Source organism: Clostridium saccharoperbutylacetonicum N1-4(HMT) (assembly GCF_000340885.1).
Taxonomy (GTDB): domain Bacteria; phylum Bacillota; class Clostridia; order Clostridiales; family Clostridiaceae; genus Clostridium; species Clostridium saccharoperbutylacetonicum.
The window spans coordinates 1,613,722-1,633,347 of the sequence record NC_020291.1 but is presented as its reverse complement, the minus strand read 5'-3'; the positions used below and the strand labels follow the sequence as shown (position 1 = coordinate 1,633,347).

At 30.2% G+C, this 19,626-nt stretch carries 19 protein-coding genes; 8 read left to right on the top strand and 11 right to left on the bottom strand.

The genetic code is table 11. The annotated features are described in order from the left end of the window. Positions 1 to 46 precede the first annotated feature (46 nt). The 6 genes from hemB to CSPA_RS07280 all read right to left on the bottom strand — a co-directional run bounded on the left by hemB (position 47) and on the right by CSPA_RS07280 (position 7,096). Positions 47 to 1,021, bottom strand: a complete 975-nt coding sequence (gene hemB / locus CSPA_RS07305) for a porphobilinogen synthase (RefSeq protein ID WP_015391585.1) — start codon at positions 1,019 to 1,021, stop codon at positions 47 to 49. A gap of 56 nt (positions 1,022 to 1,077) precedes the next feature. Then, a complete protein-coding gene (cobA, locus tag CSPA_RS07300; RefSeq protein ID WP_015391584.1) occupies positions 1,078 to 2,553 on the bottom strand; it encodes a uroporphyrinogen-III C-methyltransferase in 1,476 nt (491 codons plus the stop codon). 98 nt (positions 2,554 to 2,651) lie between these two features. Beyond that, positions 2,652 to 3,527 carry a hydroxymethylbilane synthase gene (hemC, locus tag CSPA_RS07295; protein ID WP_015391583.1) on the bottom strand — a complete coding sequence of 292 codons (876 nt, stop codon included), beginning with the start codon at positions 3,525 to 3,527 and terminating at the stop codon, positions 2,652 to 2,654. 30 nt (positions 3,528 to 3,557) lie between these two features. Further along, on the bottom strand, positions 3,558 to 4,238 hold the full coding sequence (locus CSPA_RS07290; RefSeq protein WP_015391582.1) for an NAD(P)-dependent oxidoreductase: 681 nt from the start codon (positions 4,236 to 4,238) through the stop codon (positions 3,558 to 3,560). After that, entirely contained in the window at positions 4,196 to 5,401 is a 1,206-nt protein-coding gene (hemA, locus tag CSPA_RS07285) for a glutamyl-tRNA reductase (RefSeq protein WP_015391581.1), read from the bottom strand. The genes CSPA_RS07290 and hemA overlap by 43 nt, the downstream gene beginning before the upstream one ends. Positions 5,402 to 6,046: 645 nt before the next feature. Continuing rightward, positions 6,047 to 7,096, bottom strand: coding sequence for a helix-turn-helix transcriptional regulator (locus CSPA_RS07280; protein WP_242838575.1), 1,050 nt, complete (start codon positions 7,094 to 7,096; stop codon positions 6,047 to 6,049). A gap of 64 nt (positions 7,097 to 7,160) precedes the next feature. Here CSPA_RS07280 and CSPA_RS07275 point away from each other — a divergent pair, with 64 nt between their 5' ends. From CSPA_RS07275 to CSPA_RS07255, 5 genes are all read left to right on the top strand, one after another. After that, entirely contained in the window at positions 7,161 to 7,460 is a 300-nt protein-coding gene (locus CSPA_RS07275) for a dehydroquinate synthase/iron-containing alcohol dehydrogenase family protein (protein ID WP_015391579.1), read from the top strand. A 54-nt stretch (positions 7,461 to 7,514) separates the two neighbouring features. Further along, a complete protein-coding gene (locus tag CSPA_RS07270) occupies positions 7,515 to 8,087 on the top strand; it encodes a flavin reductase family protein (protein ID WP_015391578.1) in 573 nt (190 codons plus the stop codon). A 15-nt stretch (positions 8,088 to 8,102) separates the two neighbouring features. Then, positions 8,103 to 8,675 carry a flavin reductase family protein gene (locus CSPA_RS07265; protein ID WP_015391577.1) on the top strand — a complete coding sequence of 191 codons (573 nt, stop codon included), beginning with the start codon at positions 8,103 to 8,105 and terminating at the stop codon, positions 8,673 to 8,675. A gap of 712 nt (positions 8,676 to 9,387) precedes the next feature. Then, positions 9,388 to 10,029: an undecaprenyl diphosphate synthase family protein gene (locus tag CSPA_RS07260; RefSeq protein ID WP_015391576.1), complete on the top strand. Its 642-nt coding sequence runs from the start codon at positions 9,388 to 9,390 to the stop codon at positions 10,027 to 10,029. Positions 10,030 to 10,117: 88 nt separating this feature from the next. After that, positions 10,118 to 10,384: a DUF1294 domain-containing protein gene (locus CSPA_RS07255; protein WP_015391575.1), complete on the top strand. Its 267-nt coding sequence runs from the start codon at positions 10,118 to 10,120 to the stop codon at positions 10,382 to 10,384. Between the two features lie 32 nt (positions 10,385 to 10,416). Here CSPA_RS07255 and CSPA_RS07250 read toward each other — a convergent pair whose 3' ends face one another. The 3 genes from CSPA_RS07250 to metA all read right to left on the bottom strand — a co-directional run bounded on the left by CSPA_RS07250 (position 10,417) and on the right by metA (position 12,378). Next, the gene (locus CSPA_RS07250) at positions 10,417 to 10,626 is read right to left on the bottom strand and encodes a DUF5808 domain-containing protein (protein ID WP_015391574.1); all 210 of its coding nucleotides are present in this window, start codon (positions 10,624 to 10,626) and stop codon (positions 10,417 to 10,419) included. A gap of 69 nt (positions 10,627 to 10,695) precedes the next feature. Continuing rightward, positions 10,696 to 11,301 (bottom strand): DUF2238 domain-containing protein, encoded by a 606-nt coding sequence (locus CSPA_RS07245; RefSeq protein WP_015391573.1) that lies wholly within the window; start codon positions 11,299 to 11,301, stop codon positions 10,696 to 10,698. 162 nt (positions 11,302 to 11,463) lie between these two features. Further along, the gene (metA, locus tag CSPA_RS07240) at positions 11,464 to 12,378 is read right to left on the bottom strand and encodes a homoserine O-acetyltransferase MetA (RefSeq protein ID WP_015391572.1); all 915 of its coding nucleotides are present in this window, start codon (positions 12,376 to 12,378) and stop codon (positions 11,464 to 11,466) included. Between the two features lie 315 nt (positions 12,379 to 12,693). Here metA and CSPA_RS07235 point away from each other — a divergent pair, with 315 nt between their 5' ends. Together CSPA_RS07235 and ade are read left to right on the top strand one after the other, a co-directional pair. Then, complete coding sequence (locus CSPA_RS07235) at positions 12,694 to 13,752, top strand: lactonase family protein (protein ID WP_015391571.1); 1,059 nt, start codon at positions 12,694 to 12,696, stop codon at positions 13,750 to 13,752. Positions 13,753 to 14,005: 253 nt separating this feature from the next. Continuing rightward, positions 14,006 to 15,772: an adenine deaminase gene (gene ade / locus CSPA_RS07230; protein WP_015391570.1), complete on the top strand. Its 1,767-nt coding sequence runs from the start codon at positions 14,006 to 14,008 to the stop codon at positions 15,770 to 15,772. Positions 15,773 to 15,919: 147 nt separating this feature from the next. Here ade and CSPA_RS07225 read toward each other — a convergent pair whose 3' ends face one another. Both CSPA_RS07225 and yidA read right to left on the bottom strand, forming a co-directional pair. Then, a complete protein-coding gene (locus CSPA_RS07225) occupies positions 15,920 to 17,026 on the bottom strand; it encodes an HD-GYP domain-containing protein (protein WP_015391569.1) in 1,107 nt (368 codons plus the stop codon). A 129-nt stretch (positions 17,027 to 17,155) separates the two neighbouring features. Then, positions 17,156 to 17,959: a sugar-phosphatase gene (gene yidA, locus CSPA_RS07220; protein ID WP_015391568.1), complete on the bottom strand. Its 804-nt coding sequence runs from the start codon at positions 17,957 to 17,959 to the stop codon at positions 17,156 to 17,158. A gap of 703 nt (positions 17,960 to 18,662) precedes the next feature. Here yidA and ytaF point away from each other — a divergent pair. Further along, the gene (ytaF, locus tag CSPA_RS07215) at positions 18,663 to 19,289 is read left to right on the top strand and encodes a sporulation membrane protein YtaF (RefSeq protein ID WP_015391567.1); all 627 of its coding nucleotides are present in this window, start codon (positions 18,663 to 18,665) and stop codon (positions 19,287 to 19,289) included. Positions 19,290 to 19,626: the final 337 nt, after the last annotated feature.

Below are 19,626 nucleotides of genomic sequence, written 5' to 3'. Positions count from 1 at the left end.
TTATGAAATCCCACTTAATGCTTTCATCCATAACTCATAACTGCTCCTAACTCCTAACTGAGTTAATTATTTTCGACGCTTCTAAAGCATGATACGTGATAATAATATCTGCTCCTGCTCTCTTAATTGACGTTAATGTTTCCATCATTACTCTTTCTTCATCGATAAGCCCAAGTTTACCAGCTGCTTTTATCATTGCAAATTCTCCACTTACATTATAGGCTACTAAAGGCAGATTAAAGTTTTCTCTACAATCCCTAATTATATCTAAATAAGCAAGTGCAGGCTTAACCATAATAAAATCAGCACCTTCATCTATATCCATTTGTGTTTCACGAATAGCTTCCATTCTATTTGCTGGATCCATTTGATAAGTTTTTCTATCACCAAATTGAGGTGCAGAATTTGCTGCGTCTCTAAATGGTCCATAAAATGCTGAACAATATTTTGCTGAATAACTCATTATACTTATTTTTTTAAATCCATTTTCGTCTAATGCTTTTCTGATAGCTCCAATTCTCCCATCCATCATATCAGAAGGCGCAATAATATCAGCTCCTGCTTTTGCATGAGATACAGATATCTTAGCTAAATAATCTAAGGTTTCATCATTATCCACATCTTCATCATGAATTATCCCACAATGTCCATGAGAAGTATACTCACACATGCAAACATCAGTAACAACAAGTAAATTCTTATCTATTCTTTTTATTTCTCTTATAGCTTGTTGAACAATTCCGTTATCATTATAAGCTTCTGAACCACATTCATCCTTATGTTCTGGTATTCCAAAAAGTAAAACTCCTGCAATATCAGCTTCTTTTACCTCATTAATTACCTCATGTAATCTATCAATTGAAAAATGATAATTTCCTGGTAACGAAGAAATTTCATTTTTTATATTTTTACCTTCAACAACAAAAATAGGATATATAAAGTCCTTGGAATTTAATATTGTTTCTCTAACCATATCACGAATAGCTGAATTTGCTCTAAGTCTTCTTCCTCTTTTAATCATAATATAATTTTAGTTGATCAAGAGTAATAATATCAATTACCTGATCACTAAAAGCTTCACTTCCTCTCTCTTAATAATAAGTTTTCTATTTCCTTTAAAAAACCATCTTCAGAATGTTCTTTACATACATAAGCCTCTATTCCTAATTCTATTAAAGGTTCATTTGTCTTAGGTCCTATAGCTATAACCTGTTTCTTTTTTATTTCATCTATTCCTAACATATCAACCATATTTTTCACAGTAGATGGACTTGTAAAAAATACTATATCAACTTCTTCAAAAGATTTTTTATTTACTACCTTACCACAAATTGTATCATAAATAAATACTCTATCTACTTCAACACCTGTTCTAACTAATTCTTCATATATGTATTGTCTGCTCTTAGCTGAACATGGTAAAAGTAACTTTTCATTTACCTTTAAGTTAGGTTTCAAAATACTTACTAAGCCTTCACCTACAAATTCTTTAGCCTTTGCAAAACATACAATACCTCTATTGTTTAAGGCTCTTTCAGTGGCACGGCCAATTGCAGAAATCTTAGCCTTAATTCTTCTTACATCATACGCTTTTTCAACTAAATAATCAAAAAATATTTCCACACTATTAACTGAAGTAAACACTATATGATCATAATTCTCTATTGTATTTAAATATTCATCTAACTTTTCTGCACAGCTTTCTATTTCTATAGCATTAAAGCTTGTAACTTCTGCACCCATTTTTACTAATTTCTCTTTTAGATTCTCTGACTGCTTTTTAGTTCTTGTAATACAGATATTTTTACCAAAAAGTGGCTTATTTTCATACCAACTTAAACTTTCATTTAAAGTTACAACTTCTCCAACCACTATTATACATGGTGATTTTAAATTTGCCGCTTTAACTTTTTCAGATATATTTTCTAATGTTCCTATTACCTTTTTTTGTTTTGCTGAAGTCCCTCGCATTACAACTCCACATGGAGTTAATGGTGATTTACCATTAGCTATTAACTGACTAATAATATTATCTAGATTGCTTAGCCCCATCATAAAAACTAAGGTTCCTTGTTCCCCAGCTAAAGCTTTAAAATTAACATTTAAATCTTGTGCTGATTTACCAGTTACAACATGAAAACTTTGTGCAATACCTCTATGAGTTATTGGAATTCCAGCATAATTCAATACTGCAATAGGCGATGTTACCCCTGGAACAACTTCAAAAGAAATATTTTCTTTTCTTAATTCTAATACCTCTTCTCCACCTCTTCCAAAAACATAAGGGTCTCCACCCTTTATTCTTCCAACTATATGTCCTTTCTTTGCAAGTTCAACCAAGAGTTCATTTATTTCCTCTTGAGTTTTTGAATGAGCCCCAGGCTCTTTTCCGCAATAATAAACTTCACAATTTTCATTTAAATAATTTAATATATTATTTGAAACTAATCTATCATAAAGAACAGCTGTACACTTCTTAAGTGCCTTTACTGCTTTCAATGTTAATAATTCTTCGTCACCAGGTCCTGTTCCTATTATATATACTTGACTCATAACACCCTCCTTAGTTCAGTTAACAGTTTACAGTTAACAATTTACAATTTACAGTTTATGCTCTTTAGTGTACCCTGCTGGCAGTTAACAGTTCGCAATTAAATTTGTAGGATCTTTTTTGCTAGGTTCTTTCCTAATTCAACATTCTTATCTACACTTCCTAGGATATCTTTTTTCACTATTTTTCCACCAATATCATATATACCAATCATATATAAATCATTACCTTTAATTTCTGAATATGCGCCAATAAGGCTATGACAATCACCATTTAATTCTTTCATAAAGCTTCTTTCAGCTTCTACTGTTAATTTTGCATTTGCATCTTCCAATTTATTGAAATATTGTCTGCTTTCACTATTCCTTAAGCACTCAATTCCTAATGCACCTTGAGCAACTGCTGGTATAAATTCTTTTGGATCAAAATATTCAGTTATTAAATTTTCCTCATTTAACCGCTTTAATCCTGCACTAGCTAAAATAATGCCGTCTAAATTTTCCCTTTTCATCTTTTCTAATCTAGTTTGCACATTTCCTCTAATTGATACAATTTCCAAATCATTTCTAAGTAATTTAAGCTGACATGCCCTTCTAATGCTGCTAGTCCCTATTACAGCTCCTGATCTCATTTCTTTAAAAGGTATATTGTCCTTTGAAATAAGGACATCTCTTATATCTTCTCGTTCAGTTATTGCTGCAATTTCAAATTCACTGCTTAATTCATAGGGTACATCCTTCATACTATGAACCGCACCATGTGCTCTTTCCTCTAGCAAAGCAACTTCTATATCTTTGACAAAAAGACCTTTTCCTCCAATTTTAGTTAAGGAAACATCTAATCTTCTATCCCCTTCTGTAACTATAAGCAATTTTTCGCTATTTATATTAAACTTATCTTTTAAATTCTTCATTATTATTTCAGTTTGCACTTGCGCTAATTGGCTTTTTCTTGTTGCTATTATAAACTTATCCACTTTTTATTTTCCCCTCCTTATCTTTTTATTCTAAGGCTCAAGTAAGTAATCTACAATATTCTTTGGGAAATTATTTCTTAGCTCCTCTTCACTTTTTCCATCATCAAAAGCTTTTTTATATTCATCACTTACTATAAATTTAATTATATCATCTTTATACGGTTCCAGCCCTTTTGTTTTATTTCGTATTTTAGTGATAAACTCCATAAAACTATCATATTCTTTTAATAAATTTTCTATCTTATTAGAAAGAAAAACTGAACCTTTAGGATTTCCATATTCAGTATTCAATGCAAAAGTTAAGTTATCGGTATTTCTTTGAACTGGAACAACTCCCATGCCATTCATAAAATCAGAAGAATCTATGTATATTTTATATTTTTCATCACAATAGTCTTTTATTTTATTTTTTAAAATATCATCGTTAAAGGCTAAAATTACTATATGTTTATCATGTAAAAATCTAAAATTAAAGGGTTCATTTATAAGCTTTAAATTGTCTTTTGAGTTCTTAGCTAATTCAATTATTTCCTCGTCAAAAGTTTTTGCTAAGACTTCTACATAAGATTTACTCTTAACAAAATGCTTTGCTTTTATTGTACCAGCTTTTCCTCCTCCAATTATTCCTATTCTAAGCTTTTTTGATATCAATGAAATATAAGAATAATCTATTCCTTCGTGAAAAATATCTTTTGCATTATATTTATCCATTCTTCACCACTTCCTTTTAAAGCTTCTTCCTTAACAACTTCAATGGCTCTATTTATGTAAAAATCTGATGTACTTTTAATTAATCTATCAGCTAAAATTATATCCTTATCATTATCACTTTTATGTATAAAAGTTTTGCTCCTCTTTTCATAAACTTCATTACCTAAAGTTCTTAATTTTTGTATAACAGGAGAAACTTCCCTAAGCTTAAGCCACTCTTCATATTCATTAAGATATTTAAGCATAATATCTTTATTATTTTCCATTCTTTCTTTTCTTAATAATTTGTTGTTATCATCGATTCGGCTTATAGTATCAATATTATAAACTTCAGTTCTACTTATAAAAGAAACTTCTTCTTCTACATCTCTTGGAACAGCCAAATCGTACACTAAAATTTTGTTCCCTTCCTCATTAAAATCACCTTTTCTAACGACTGCATGAGGTGCAGATGTACAGCTAATTATACAATCTACATTATCTATATAATTATTTTTCCCTTCAAAATCAATTACTTTAACTCTTTTATCATTTATCTCATCATTAACTTTAGCATTTCTAACCACTAAGTATATAATTTCAACCTTGTGAGAAAGTAAATATTTCAAAATAAGTTGCCCAACTTCCCCATATCCTAAAACCATAAAACTATTACACTTTTGTTTTATAGCTTCATTTATAACTATTGATGCAGAAGAGACTGGAATTTCAAACAATTTAGCCTCTTTCCTAAATCTCTTTCCAGCAGTAATAGCCTCTTGGAATAATCTATGTAATTCTAAAGATACAGCTTTAAATTTTATTGCTTTTTCATAAGCCTCTTTTACCTGGCCTAAAATTTGATCTTCTCCAAGTATTTTAGAGTGAAATCCACAACATACTTCAAAAAGATGTCTATATGCACCTTTATCACTAGCAATAAATATGTACTTTCTATACTCAAAATTCCAATTAAAAATTAAAAAAACCTTTTCTAATAATTCTTCTTTTTCAAAAGATGCATTAAAATAAATCTCTGTTCTATTACAGGTTGCTAAAATAACTGCTTCTTTTAACTCCGTAAGTAATTCATTCAAGTATAGTTCACGTTTTTTAGTTTTTATTATAAACTTTTCTCTTATTTCCAACGGAGTGTCTTTCTTTATACCAATTAAACCTATCACCTATTGTCACCTCACCTGTTGATTTAATTATATCATCCAATTATATATTTAATTTACATTGTTAACAAAAATATCTCAACAATAATTTAGTATATACTATTATCATAGAAAAATCATTAATTGAAGTTTATTATTTATTGCCATAAATTTGACACATAATATGATTATAATAATATTATAAAGTAGTTGATTGTTATTTACCCCTTATAAAATATAACTTTAGTCATTTTATGGCTAGCCTAAGTATAATATTCCCTTATTTATACTTAGGTTTTTTTATTATATATATTTCAATTATCAATGTTCAATATTTAATATTCAAAGTTGATTTGTATTGAAAAGCTTTAAGTTTGGAAGGAAGCGGAATCGTATAAATTTGCATTAGCTCAATCTCTTTAAAACTCGCTCCGACCGAAAAAACATAGATAAACTTTGAAGAACTGGCTGATCCTTATTCTCGCCATCTTTGTTAGCATCTGAAGACTGCACCAAAGCAGGTGACGAGCAGAAGCAGCCAATTTCTTGAGAACTGTACTAAATTTAATAAAGGTGAGATCTTGCATGATAAACTAATCAGTGTTACGGTTAAAAAAAGGGTTAATAACGTTATTTATGCATTTCACGTTAAAGCCGTAACATTGACCATTAAAGCTGGCGAGGAGAAGTACCATAATACTGTTTAAAGGTCTTATAGAAATTGCTGCTATTGCTGTATCCGAGCATATCAGCAATTTTTTCAATGGAAAGATCCGTATGATCCAATAATAGCTTGGCTCTTCGCATACGTGATTCTGCTAGCAGAGCAGAAAAGGTCTTGCCTGTCTTTTTCGGCAAAAGACGGGAAATATAAACGGGGTGATATCCGAAATGGGATGCAATGTCATTCAATGTTACAGAATCAGAGTGTGATTCGATATATTCCATAATCCGGTCAATTAATGTCGTACCAGTAGGTAGATGCTGACGCTTGTACTCATAAGAAATATACATTGCAAGGGACATGACCATAGGTTTTAAAATTTTCTGTGAGTCCTCTGTTTTATGGGCATATTCAAGAATCATGACATTCAGCAGCTGCCAGATTGGCGAAGAAGCTGGAATTTCCAGATGAACGAACTCTTCTGCATATTTGTTTTTCTGTGGTTCCAGAAAAAAATTAAGCATGGAGCTATCTGCTGAGAGCGCACTCAGGTATTCCCGAAAAAAGGTTTCTTTACGAATCAGCACTCCGAGAATAATACATTCGTGATCAGAATCATGCTTAACAGCATAGCCGCTGTAGGGCTGACCGATATAGCAATCTCCTTCTTTTACCGTGATCCGATTGTTATAGTTGGCGCTTAATGCATCATAATCTCCGTGGTAAGCAAAATGAATGAAAAAAAAGTCCTGGCGGTGAAAACGCTCCTCAATTTTTTTCCCTTTAAATACACCCACCATAACTTCCTCGGATTTCTCTCCTAACCAATGCGAAATTAGTTCGTTATTTCCTGAGAATGGATCCGGGCTAAAGTCCCAATTGAGGTGCGGAAAGTCCTGACTGAGTTTTTCTAATGCGTGATCGATTTCAGTATCGCAATTCCAAGACATAACAACATTCCTTTCTTCAGATTTCTGAGCAATTATTTCAAGCATTGCAACGTTTTTTGGTAAATCAGATATACTTCTATCTAATTGTAGGTTAAAATATGCCATAATTCAAGTTAATATTTAGCGCTGATTTGGAAGGTAAAAATCTATATAATGATTAGTAACGATTATGATTGCTCATGCCTATTATGATTTCTTTGCAGAACGTAAGGCTGCAGAAGAACAGATGATCAAAATGGCAAAAGCAATGGGAGTGGAGAACCCGACATCCGGAAAAGATTTTATCAGAGCATTGGATGAACTAGTCGGATGTAAAGATCTCCGCATAAGTGATGCAGGAATCAATGAAGAAGAGCTCACAAAGTATACTAAGAGAATACACGAGGTGCTCGGCGGCGACATTACCGCAGACCCGTTACTGCTTACGGATGAAGATTATCTTGAAATCTATAAGAAATCATATCTTTAAGAGCATAATGCATTGAATAACTGTGATTTATCACATAATTTAAGGAGGATAAATATGTCTAGAAAAAATATCGGAGCAAAGCCATACATCACACCGATGCCGGTTTTGATGATTTCATCTTATGATGAGGCTGAAAAGCCTACAGCCATGTTAGCAGTATGGGGTGGAATCACGCATGAGACAGAAATTACTATTATCGTAGCATCCCAGAGAAATACGTTAAAGGGGATTCTTGCCAGAGGTTCCTTTGTTGTAAGTATGGCGGATGTGGAAAATGAAGTTGCCTGTGATTACCTTGGTATAACAACAGGAAGTAAAGTGGAAGATAAGTTTGAGAAGTCCGGATTCCATACAACAAAGTCCGAATTCGTAGATGCACCGATTATCGATGAGCTTCCTTTTGCCGTTGAGTGCAGAGTGAAGAGCTATGATGAGGAAACCTGGAGACTTGTAGGCGAAATCGTCAATGTAAGTTTGGATGAACGGATTCTTGGAGAAGATGGCAAGGTATCATTTAAAAAATTCCATCCGATCACTTTCGATTGGATGAATAAGTCATATCTGTCCGTTGGTGAGAAGGTCGGTGATGCTTACCGTGACGGGCTTCAGTTGAGAGAGAAGAACTAAGAGGAGGTTGCTATTATGATGAAAAATTTAGGTCCAAACGTTTTTTCGTATGGTTATCCAGCGCCGGTTTTAATGGTTGGCACTTATAATGATGATGGAACAGTCAATGTGATGAATTTGCATGAGTGTACAAGGACGAATGCCGGTGATCTCTCATTATGTATTGGTCCACGTAGTAAGACGCATGAGAATATTAAAAAGAGACGTGCATTTACTGTTGCACTTGTTAATAAGAATTTGATAAAGGAAGTTGATTACTTTGGAATTGTAACCGGCCATAGAGTTCCTGATAAATTTGCAAAAACAGGCTTGAAGGCTGTAAAGAGTGAACACGTCAATGCCCCTATCATCGAAGTCAGTCCACTAGTCATCGAATGCGAACTTATAGATGTTGTAAGAGTAAATAATTTCACTACTGTACTTGCCAGGATTGTCAATGTAGCGGCAGATGAGTCAGTGTTAGATAGCACCGGCAGAATTAATGCCAAGAAAACAGGAATGTTATTTTTTGATTCGTTCAGCAACAGCTATTTTTCATTAGGTGAGAAAGCTGGAAATGCATGGGGCGAAGGAAAAAAATATTTGTAAATTCTTGTTTTGCATGAGATTTGCATTTATACGAGATTAATACGATCAGTTAAAAATGAACGATAAAATTATGTCGGTCATTTTTGCCGGACATGGAAGCTCGATGTTGACATTAGATAACAATGAAATTACAGAAGGAATGGCAGAGACAGGACATAGAATTATTGAATAATTCAGGAAACCGAAAACGATTCTTGCCAACTCTGTCATGTCGAGCCAAATAGTAACACTAAATATATCAATATAAGGAAACCCACGGATTTTCTCTTCTGAGAATGTCTGTGGGTGTTTTTTGTCCTAAAGCGGAAATACGTCTTTTTCCAATGCATAAAAAAATCGCAGGCGACTGTGGAGCCGTAGATTTTTAATATTAAGTTCCGTATTGTGCTTCGCACTCTTTTTATAGCTGCGCGCTTTTTTTAAGGTGCATGATTTTCTCGTTTCATGATCTTGGTTGCGCAAATAAGTTCCTAATTGTTCTTCAAACTATTTCCATAGGTTCTTGTTTTTTTCATTATGATCGTGGTTGCGCGAAATAAGTTCCTTATTGTGCTTCGCACTCTTTTCATAGGTGCGCGCTTTTTTAAGGTGCATGATTTTCTCGTTTTATGATCTTGGTTGCGCTTCGCGCTTTTTTTATATGTGTGTATTTTTTTCTCCCATTTGGATATACTCTAAAAGGCAAAATTAAAATTTATGAGGTGATATAAAAATGCGCATTCCAAAACATATAGGTATTATTCCTGATGGAAATAGACGGTGGGCTATGTTTAATTCTATGACTAAAGATAAGGGATATCAGCATGGTATAAATCCCGGACTTGAAGTTTTTAAGTTATGCCAAAAAGAACAGGTTGAAGAAGTGACCTTTTATGGTTTTACTGTAGATAATACTAAACGTCCCAAAGATCAAACAATAGCTTTTACCAAGGCGTGCATCGATTCAGTAATTCTCTTAACTAAAGAAGATTGTGAAATATTAGTATTGGGAAATACAGAATCTAATTGCTTTCCAGTTGAATTATTACCTTTCACCACAAGAAGAAAATTCGGTAATGGTGGAATAAAGGTAAACTTTTTAATTAATTATGGTTGGGAGTGGGATTTAAATTTATTAAAAAATAGCAGTGCCTCTAATAAAAACATTCAACGTTACATTCATTCAAAGGATATTTCTAGAATTGATTTGATAATTCGCTGGGGTGGACGTAGACGTTTGAGTGGTTTGTTGCCTATTCAAGCTGTTTACGCAGATTTTTATGTTCTAGAAAATTATTGGCCTGATTTTAAAACTAAAGATTTTTATAACGCTCTAGCTTGGTATGATGAACAGGATGTTACTTTAGGCGGTTGAAATTAGAATATACTTTACTATACTAGGTTTATACTCTAAAATAAATTATATTGTTATAATTTACATTGTTTATTTAGGAGTGAAACTTATGTTAAAAATTATTCTAGCATATTTATTAGTAATTAATTTAGTTGGCTTTATCATCATGCTTATTGACAAACAAAAGGCTATTCACAAGGAATGGAGAATACCTGAAAATACACTTATTGGCATTTCCATAATTGGTGGCTCTATTGGTATGTTGTTTGGAATGTCTGCTTTTAGACATAAAACTAAACATATAAAATTTAAGTTTGGTGTACCATTCATACTTTTTATTCAAATTGGATTAATCATATTGTATTTTAATTATTAATTATACATAACTTACATACATTAACACAGAAATTAAACGTAAAATAAATATATTGCTATGACTAAAATAATTGCTATATAGGCAGGTATCATCATAAGGGCAAAAGTTCTTCTTCCTCCTTTACTTGCAAAGTTAATTGTTGATCCTTTCCCATTATTTTTTTCAATAACTTCTGATGGGTCATCTGGATTATAATAAAAAATCCCAAATTTCCAATGTTTTGAATTATTTTCTTTATTCATTTATAATACACCTCATTTTATATATTATTTACAATAATTTGATTTACTTATCAAAGGGTACTGGAGCAATTATAATTTCTCCAATAATTTATCATGATACTTCCCTAATGCTATTATTGAAAAAATTGCTCCAATCAATGCAAACGTCATATCCCATTGAGTATCCCAAACATCTCCCTGAGTTCCTAAAAAAGCATCTGCTGCTTCCCCAGTAAATGTTGCAACAGCAAATTCTATCAATTCATAAGAAGCACTAACTGCAAGACATATAGAAATCACAATAAAATTAGTCCATGCTCTGTTTTTTATTACTTTATTTCTAATAAACACTTCTCTAAGAACTATTGCAGGAACAAATCCCTGTGCAAAGTGTCCTACCCTGTCATAATAATTTCTACTTAAATGAAAAATATCTTTTATCCAATTAAACAATGGCATTTCAGCATACGTATAATGCCCACCTATTATTAATATTATTGCATGAATCCATATAAGCAAATAAGTGAAATTTGAAAATTTAAATTTATTATATGTAACTATCAATACTCCCCCCGCTATTATAGCCGGTAATACTTCTAGTGCCCATGTAAATAAATCATGACAATTTATCGCTGATAAAATCAAAATTATACATATACTAATTAATAAGAACTTACATAAATACTCTCTTCTCATTACTTTACCCCTATTTAATATTTCCAAATATATTAAGCTATTACTCTTTTACACATTTTTATTTATCCTAAGTTTAGTCCATAAAATTTAATAAATCAATAGAAAAAAACAAAGACATGCTTATGAAATTATCAAAATTAAAGCATGTCATTTTTTATTAATTTATAGTTTATTAAGATCGAAAGGTGTATTTTGATATACACAGTAATTTAACCAATTTCCAAAAACTAAACTTGCTGTTGCCCTCCATATATACTTAGGAGTTTCATTCACATCATCATTCTTGAAATAATTTTTAGGTATTGCTACATTATCACCTTTCTCTTTATCTCTAATATATTCATCTTTAAGTGTATTTCTGTCATATTCCATATGACCTGTAATAAACACACCTCTTCTATCCTTTGTTGCGACAATAAATATACCAGCTTCTTCAGATTCAGATAAAATCTCTAATTCTGGTGCTTTCTCAATATCTTCTCGTTTCACTTCAGTATGTCTTGAATGAGGTGCATAAAATACATCATCTAAACCTCTAGTAAGATCTGCTTTTTCATCATTTACCCAATGTGGAAATACTCCAAACATCTTTTCTTCCAAATCATATTTAGGTATTCCATAATGATAATATAAGCCTGCTTGAGATGCCCAACAAATATGAATTGTAGAAAACACATTAGTTTTGCTCCATTCCATTATCTTAGTGAGTTCATTCCAGTATGTAACCTCTTCAAATTCCATTTTTTCTACTGGTGCACCTGTTATTATCAGTCCATCAAATTTTTGATCCTTTATATCATCAAAATAACTATAAAATTTATCTAAATGCTCTGATGGTGTATTTTGTGAAATATAAGTTTTTGTTTGAATAAGTGTTATTTCAACTTGTAAAGGTGTATTCGATAAATATCTCAACAATTGATTTTCAGCAACTATTTTTTTAGGCATTAAATTTAAAATTGCTATTTTTAATGGTCTTATATCTTGAGTATTAGCCCTTTCATCATTCATTACAAAGATATTTTCATTAGATAAAACCTGAAACGCAGGTAATTGTATAGGAATTTTTATTGGCATTCCTAAGTCCCCCTTCTATTTAAATATTTCTTACTCATAGGATAATATTACTGAAAACAGTAACCCTCACATTATCCATATGATATACTTCTCAGCAAGTGCTTTTACTATAACTAAAAAATTATAGACATTGCTATTTTTTGCTTATAATTTATTATATCAAAATTCCTTTTGTAATCAACATTGCAGCACGACTTAAGTTAATTAAATCTGTATATATATCACAAACCCTCACATAATAATCTTATTACTGTGCTTTGTTTTTAGCTTTATGCTATACTAATACATATGTAAGAAAAAGGAGTTCGTGTATTTATGTCAAATAATAATATCGCAATTGGATATATCGGAACATATACTAAGAATAATAGTAAAGGAATTTATAGAATTAATTTTAATACTACATCAGGTCATATTGAAAAAGTAAATTTAGCTTTTGAAATAGAAAACCCTACATATTTATCTATTGATAGAGATAGACACATTCTATATTCTTCCTGCAAAGATGATAAAAAAGCTGGGGTCTCCTCTTTTAAATATTGGGAAGAAAAAGATGAGCTAAATATAATAAATAACTATATCTCAGAAGAAAAACCACCGTGTCATGTAAGTATAAGCAAAGATAAACAAATACTGATTTCATCAAATTATCATGAAAATAAGATGCTTATATATAAAACCTTAGATGGATTAATTTTAGATTCTCCTATTTTAGGAAGCCATTGTGGACATAGTATAAATATTTCAAGACAAGAAAAACCTCATATCCATTGTTCAATGTTTACACATGATGAAAATTATATTATTTCAATAGATTTAGGAACTGATAAACTGATGGTTTCAACAATTAATGATGGTACTCTTAATTATAAGGATAATCTTAATTATACATTTCCTGCTGGAACAGGACCAAGACATGTTACTTATTCAAAAACATTCCCTGAATACTATTATGTAATAAGTGAATTAACTTCTGAAATTTTTGTTTTTAAATATAACGTAAATTCAGAAAATCTCTTTGAAAATATTCAAATTTTGAGTAGTTTACCACCTAATTACACTGAGAAAAAATCTGGAGGTGCAATTAGAATTCACAATAATAATAAATTTTTATATACTTCTGACAGAGGAAATAATTCAATAAGTTTATTTTTAATTGACAAAAATAATGGCCACTTAAAATATATCGATTCATTTTCTTGCAAAGGTGATTCTCCTAGAGATTTTCAATTAGATCCAACAGGAAACTTTTTACTTAGTGCTAACGAGAATTCTGACAATATAACAATATTCTCTATTAATCAATTAACAGGAGTACTTACTTTCATAAAATCTGAGAATATTCCAACTCCTACATGCATAGAATTTATTTAATTATATATAAATATAGAAGATGACTATCTTAACAGATGCTCATCTCCTATATTTTTTTAATATACGTATATATAAATAAAATTTCACTTCATATATTCCAAATCATACGTGAAATAAAATTTATTTTATTGTAAACCTTTTATCTTTTTGACAATAGTAATTAACTTAATTATAATAATAAAAATATATTTTAACGTGATTGCGCTTTGCGCTTTTTTTATAATCTGATGATTATTAGGAGGAGGATATTACTTTGAATAAACAAACATTAATAAACACTATAAAAGCATCTAGAAAAGAAATCAAATGTGATTTAGTAATTAAAAATATAACTATAATAGATGTTTTTAATAAAGATAGATTTGTTGGCAGTATAGGAATCAAAGATGGTTATATTGTTGGTATTGGAAATTACGATGGTGAAGAAATTATAGATGGTACTAACAAATATATTTGTCCCGGCCTTATTGACTCACATTGTCATATAGAATCCAGCTTAGTTACCCCTGCAGAATACTCTAAGTATGCTTTATTAAACGGAATAACTTCTATTATTGCTGATCCTCATGAAATTTCTAATGTAATGGGCACTGATGGCATAGATTTTATGCTAAATTCTTCAAAAGACCTTCCTTTTGATATATATTTCATGCTTCCTTCATGTGTTCCTGGAACTTGTTTTGAAAGTTCTGGCGCTACCTTATTATCTCAAGATCTCATAAATTATTATAAAAATGATAGAATTCTAGGTTTGGCTGAAGTTATGGATTATCCCTCTGTAGCCTATTGTAAAGAAAATATTATTGATAAAATTTATGATGCTGTACATAATAATAAAGTAATTGATGGGCATGGAGCTGGTTTTACACCTATGATGTCAAACACTTATAGAAGTGCTCACATTTTAACAGATCATGAATGTATCAATGCAAATGAAGCCCTAGAAAAAATCAGACGAGGAATGCATATCCTAATTCGAGAAGGTACTGTTGCTAAAAATTTAAAAGAATTACTACCAGCGGTAAATGAAAATAATAGCAGTAGATTTTGTTTTTGTACTGATGACAAACATATTGATGATATTGCTAACAATGGCTCAATTAATAATTCTATTGTTTATGCTATAAAGAATGGTTTGAAACCTGAAACTGCAATTCAAATGGCAACTATTAATCCTTCTAATCTTTATAAATTAAATGATAAGGGTGCTATTGCTCCTGGATATATTGCTGATTTTATTATTTTGGATAATTTAGAAGAATTTAAGATTTCTAAAGTATTTAAGGCTGGAAAACTTATTGTTGATAACAATAAAATTACTAATTACAACGCTAGTTTAGTAAAAAAAGCTTCTGGCTTATACAGCAATACTGTTAATTTACCCTTTCTTAGTGAAAATAGCTTTACCATTAGCATAAAACGTAAGGATAACACTAAATTAAATGTAATAGAAATAATTCCAAACAAATTAGAAAGTATTCATTTAGAATTAAATGTTGATGATATAAAATCTATGAATCATAATAATTATACAGAATTCAAACCTTCTCCTAAAGATGATTTAGCAAAAATTGCAGTCATTGAAAGACATAAAGGCTCTGGAAATGTTGGTCTTGGAATATTAAAAGGCTTAGGTCTTAAGGAAGGTGCAATTGGAACTACTATTGCTCATGATTCCCATAATTTAATCCTTGCAGGTACAAATGATAAAGATATGCTATTTGCTGCTAAAGAGTTAGAAAAAATGCATGGTGGAATAATTATAGTTAAAGATGAAACTATCCTAGCTCATATTTCCCTTGAAATTGGAGGGCTTATGACTAACAGACAGTATCATGAAATTGAAGATGATTTAAAAAATCTTCATTTTGCTATTAAAGCTATAGCTCCAGATATTAATTTCAATCCATTTTTGACATTGTCATTTTTGTCATTACCAGTGATTCCAGATTTAAAAATTACTGATAAGGGTCTATTTGATGTTACTAAATTTGAATTTATAGATATTTGTAAAAATTAACTTTATACATTATCCACAGATTTTACTGCATTATAAATTCCTGAAAAATAAGAAAAGTTACAAGTGATAAGTGTTTACAATTACTTATCACTTGTAACTTTTTATTGTGTCTTAATATTAACTCTATATTACTAATACTTTACCACTCTATACATCATGTACAACTTTTGTAATTACTATAGAAATTTCTTTAATTAGATTAATTTCATCACCAATCCTAGTTACTCTCTGGCTCTCAATTATTTTCAAAATTGGTCTTAGCGGAAAACCTGGGATTGTTTCTCTTACTAATGCCCTTTCTCCAGTACTGATTTCCACTATAGTTCCCTTTGGATAAGGAATAACAATTCTGCAAAAAATATTAACAATATTATAATCAAACATTGATCCAGCATTAGACATTAAATACTCTAATACATCACTAGGAAACATAGCTCTTTTTTCAGGTAAATCTGTTGATAAATTATCATAAGCATCCGCAATGCTTACTATATAACTCAAATCCACAATATTATCTTTGTTTAATCTATCTGGATAACCTTTCCCATCTGGTCTTTCATGATGCTGTAATACAATCATTTTACTTAAACTATTTATATTATAAGTACTTGATAAATATTTATATCCTAATCTCGGATGTTGCTTAATCATTTCTTTTTCATCAGCAGTTAATTCAGCTTCTATGTCAGATAGTCTCTTTGGCAAAAATGATTTTCCAATATCATGAATCAAAGCACCTATACAAAGAGCTTCCAATTTCTTTTTGGGCATCTGAAAAGTTATTCCTATTGTAAGTGATATTACAGCAACATTTACTGAATGAGAATACATATAATTATCCATACTTCTTATATCAACTAAAGCCAACAGTACATCTTTATGCTTTAAAATATCTTCAATTATATTAACTGCCATTTTTCCTATATTATAAAAATAGCTTTGTTCTTGCCATGTGTAATCACTTTCTTTATTTCTTTCTTGATCAGTAGTGTTAAGTCTTCCAATATTGGAAAAGGCTTCTTTTATAGTTATAATTGCTTTTTGCCTTATCTCTGGTTTTATGATATCGTCAATTTCCTCATCACTATATTTATCAACAATATATATAGATAAAATATTTATTTCTTTTATTTTTGCAATTGTAACTTCTCTTAAAACAACTCCCGCCCTTAGCAAAACTCTACCGTCTACATCATATAAGGTTTTTCCAAGAACTGTATTAGGCTTTACACTTTCAATTGGGACTAATCTCATAGCTCGTATCCCCTCCCACTCACTATATAATTCCCATTTTTTAAGGCATCAGCTACTTTTCTATATTTAATTTTGCTGAACATAGAAATTTTATTCTTCCCCATATATTATTTACCCATAAAGCATATCTTATAAAATAAATTTTTCTATTACATTTGCTACTCCATCTTCGTCATTTGATGTAGTAATAAAATCAGCTATTTCCTTTACATCTGAAGTTGCATTTGCCATAGCAACTCCTAGTCCAGCATACTTTATCATAGATAAGTCATTAGCTGCATCACCACAAGCAATTATTTCTTCTTGTTTTATACCAAGATACTCTGCAAGCTTTTTCAAACCTAATCCTTTATCAACTTCCTTGTTAGTAAATTCTAAAAAGAAAGGCGAACTCTTAAATACATTGTATTTTTCATAAGCTTCACTAGGTAATTTTTCTATAGCTGGATCTAATATTTCTGGTGGGTCAATCATCATAACTTTAATAATGTCTTCCTTATCATCAATTTCATTAAGATCTCTCACATTTATATCTATTTCATTTATTTCTGCCTCATACTCTGTGTATTTGCTAATTTTAGGAGCTATTAATCCTTCTCTTGCAGAAAAGGCATGAATATTTACATTATTTTTTTTACTGATCTCATATAAGTATTTTAAATCTTTACCCTTTAATGGTAACTTAGATACAATTTCTTTTGTTTTGGCATTTTGAACTAATCCACCATTAAAACTCAAAACATAATCTTCATCTTTCATTAAATCAAGTTCTTCTAAATGCTTGGTTAAACCAATTAACGGTCTTCCTGATGCCAGTACAACTTTAACACCTTTTGCTTCTGCCGCCTTTATTGCAGCTTGAGTCTTAATCGAAACCTTTTTATCTGTTGTTAATAAAGTTCCATCCATATCTAATGCTATTAATTTATACATATTTCTCCTCCATTTGTTGCTAATACAATTATTACTAATACTCATGATATAACTAATTTAACTTCTGTAATATCTTTTATTAATAATATAGTTTTCTTTTGATGTGCAATCTTTCTACATTTGAAATTTACTATATAATCTAATTATAATATATATATTGCAATTATCAATGTACAATTGTAAGTTATCAATCCAACTTATACTATTCACAAAGTTAACTATCCTATTTCACTTCAACTTTAATCTAATATACTAAGTTTACAAGTATTATTATAGATATCCAAATAAATAATCAAACTTATAAATGGAATATAAATACACTATTGAGAAATTATAAGCGTAACACTACACTAGAAATTAGATACATATTTGTGCAAGCGGCATATGAAATTAAACTGTGATGGTTATTAGTGGAAGGTTGTTCCACTTTCTGCTTGTCATAAATTTACTTTAGGAACATGCAGAAATGGGTGCATCCTTCCACTTAGAACCCATCCAGCGAAAATTTCATTAGTTCGCTGTAATAAATATGTGTTTAATTTCGGTAAGTTCCGCATATGTCTAATTCTTACGTTGTGTATCTATAATTTATTTCAATTGTAATTCTGAGTTAATATTTTCCTAAATAATTCCTCAAAATTTGTCACTAATAGTAATTATTTTTCATATCATAAAGTGTATCAAAACTTCTGAGGTAATATTTATGCTTGAATCTTTATTATTAGTATCATCCTTATGTATAGATTCCTTTGTAGCAAGCATTGCTTATGGGACTTCTAAAATTCATATTCCTCATATATCAAAAATTATTATAAACCTCGTATGTACAATCACACTAGCTTGTTCTTTACTTATTGGTTCTATATTAAAAAGTTTTCTTCCAAGTAATCTCCCCGTAATTTTAGGTTTTTTTCTCTTAATGTTACTAGGAATATACAGGCTGTTTGAAAGTATTTTTAAATCATATATTTCCAAATATTCTAGGTCAGACAAACCACTAACCTTTAAAATTTTTGATTTTAAATTTATTCTACAGGTCTATGCAGATGAAATTAAAGCAGATTTTGATAATTCTAAATCTTTAAATATTAAAGAATCCTTCTATTTAGGATTAGCCCTATCATTAGACAGTCTTGCTGTTGGAATTGGCTCAAGTTTATGCAATGTAAATTATTTTGAAGTTTTAGTACTCTGCTTTATTATCGGCCTTATTGCAGTTTCCTTTGGCAGTTTCCTTGGGAAAAAATTTGCACAAAAATTAAATTTAAACTTGTCCTGGCTTTCTGGTGCTCTGCTTATATTATTAGCAATACTCAGAGTATTAAAATAATAAGTATGTCAGATTCAAACTAGCATTTTAAAATAGGTAAGAAGTAAAAGCGAATAATTACAAGTTGATGTCGAAAATTCCATCAATTTTTCTCAAATTTAAATTATAAAAATACTCTTACTTCTTACGTAAACTACAATATTTATACATTTAATTAAAATTTTATTTACCCCTTCATTATTTTACATTATCTTTTACTTATTGCCATAATTCTGCTAAAATAATATTAGGGGATTGTTAATTTATATTTTTTTTTAAAACTTATATAATTATTTAATATATAGTTACTTAAATTTGTCATTTAGTTATAATTTAAAAATAAATATACTATTATTAA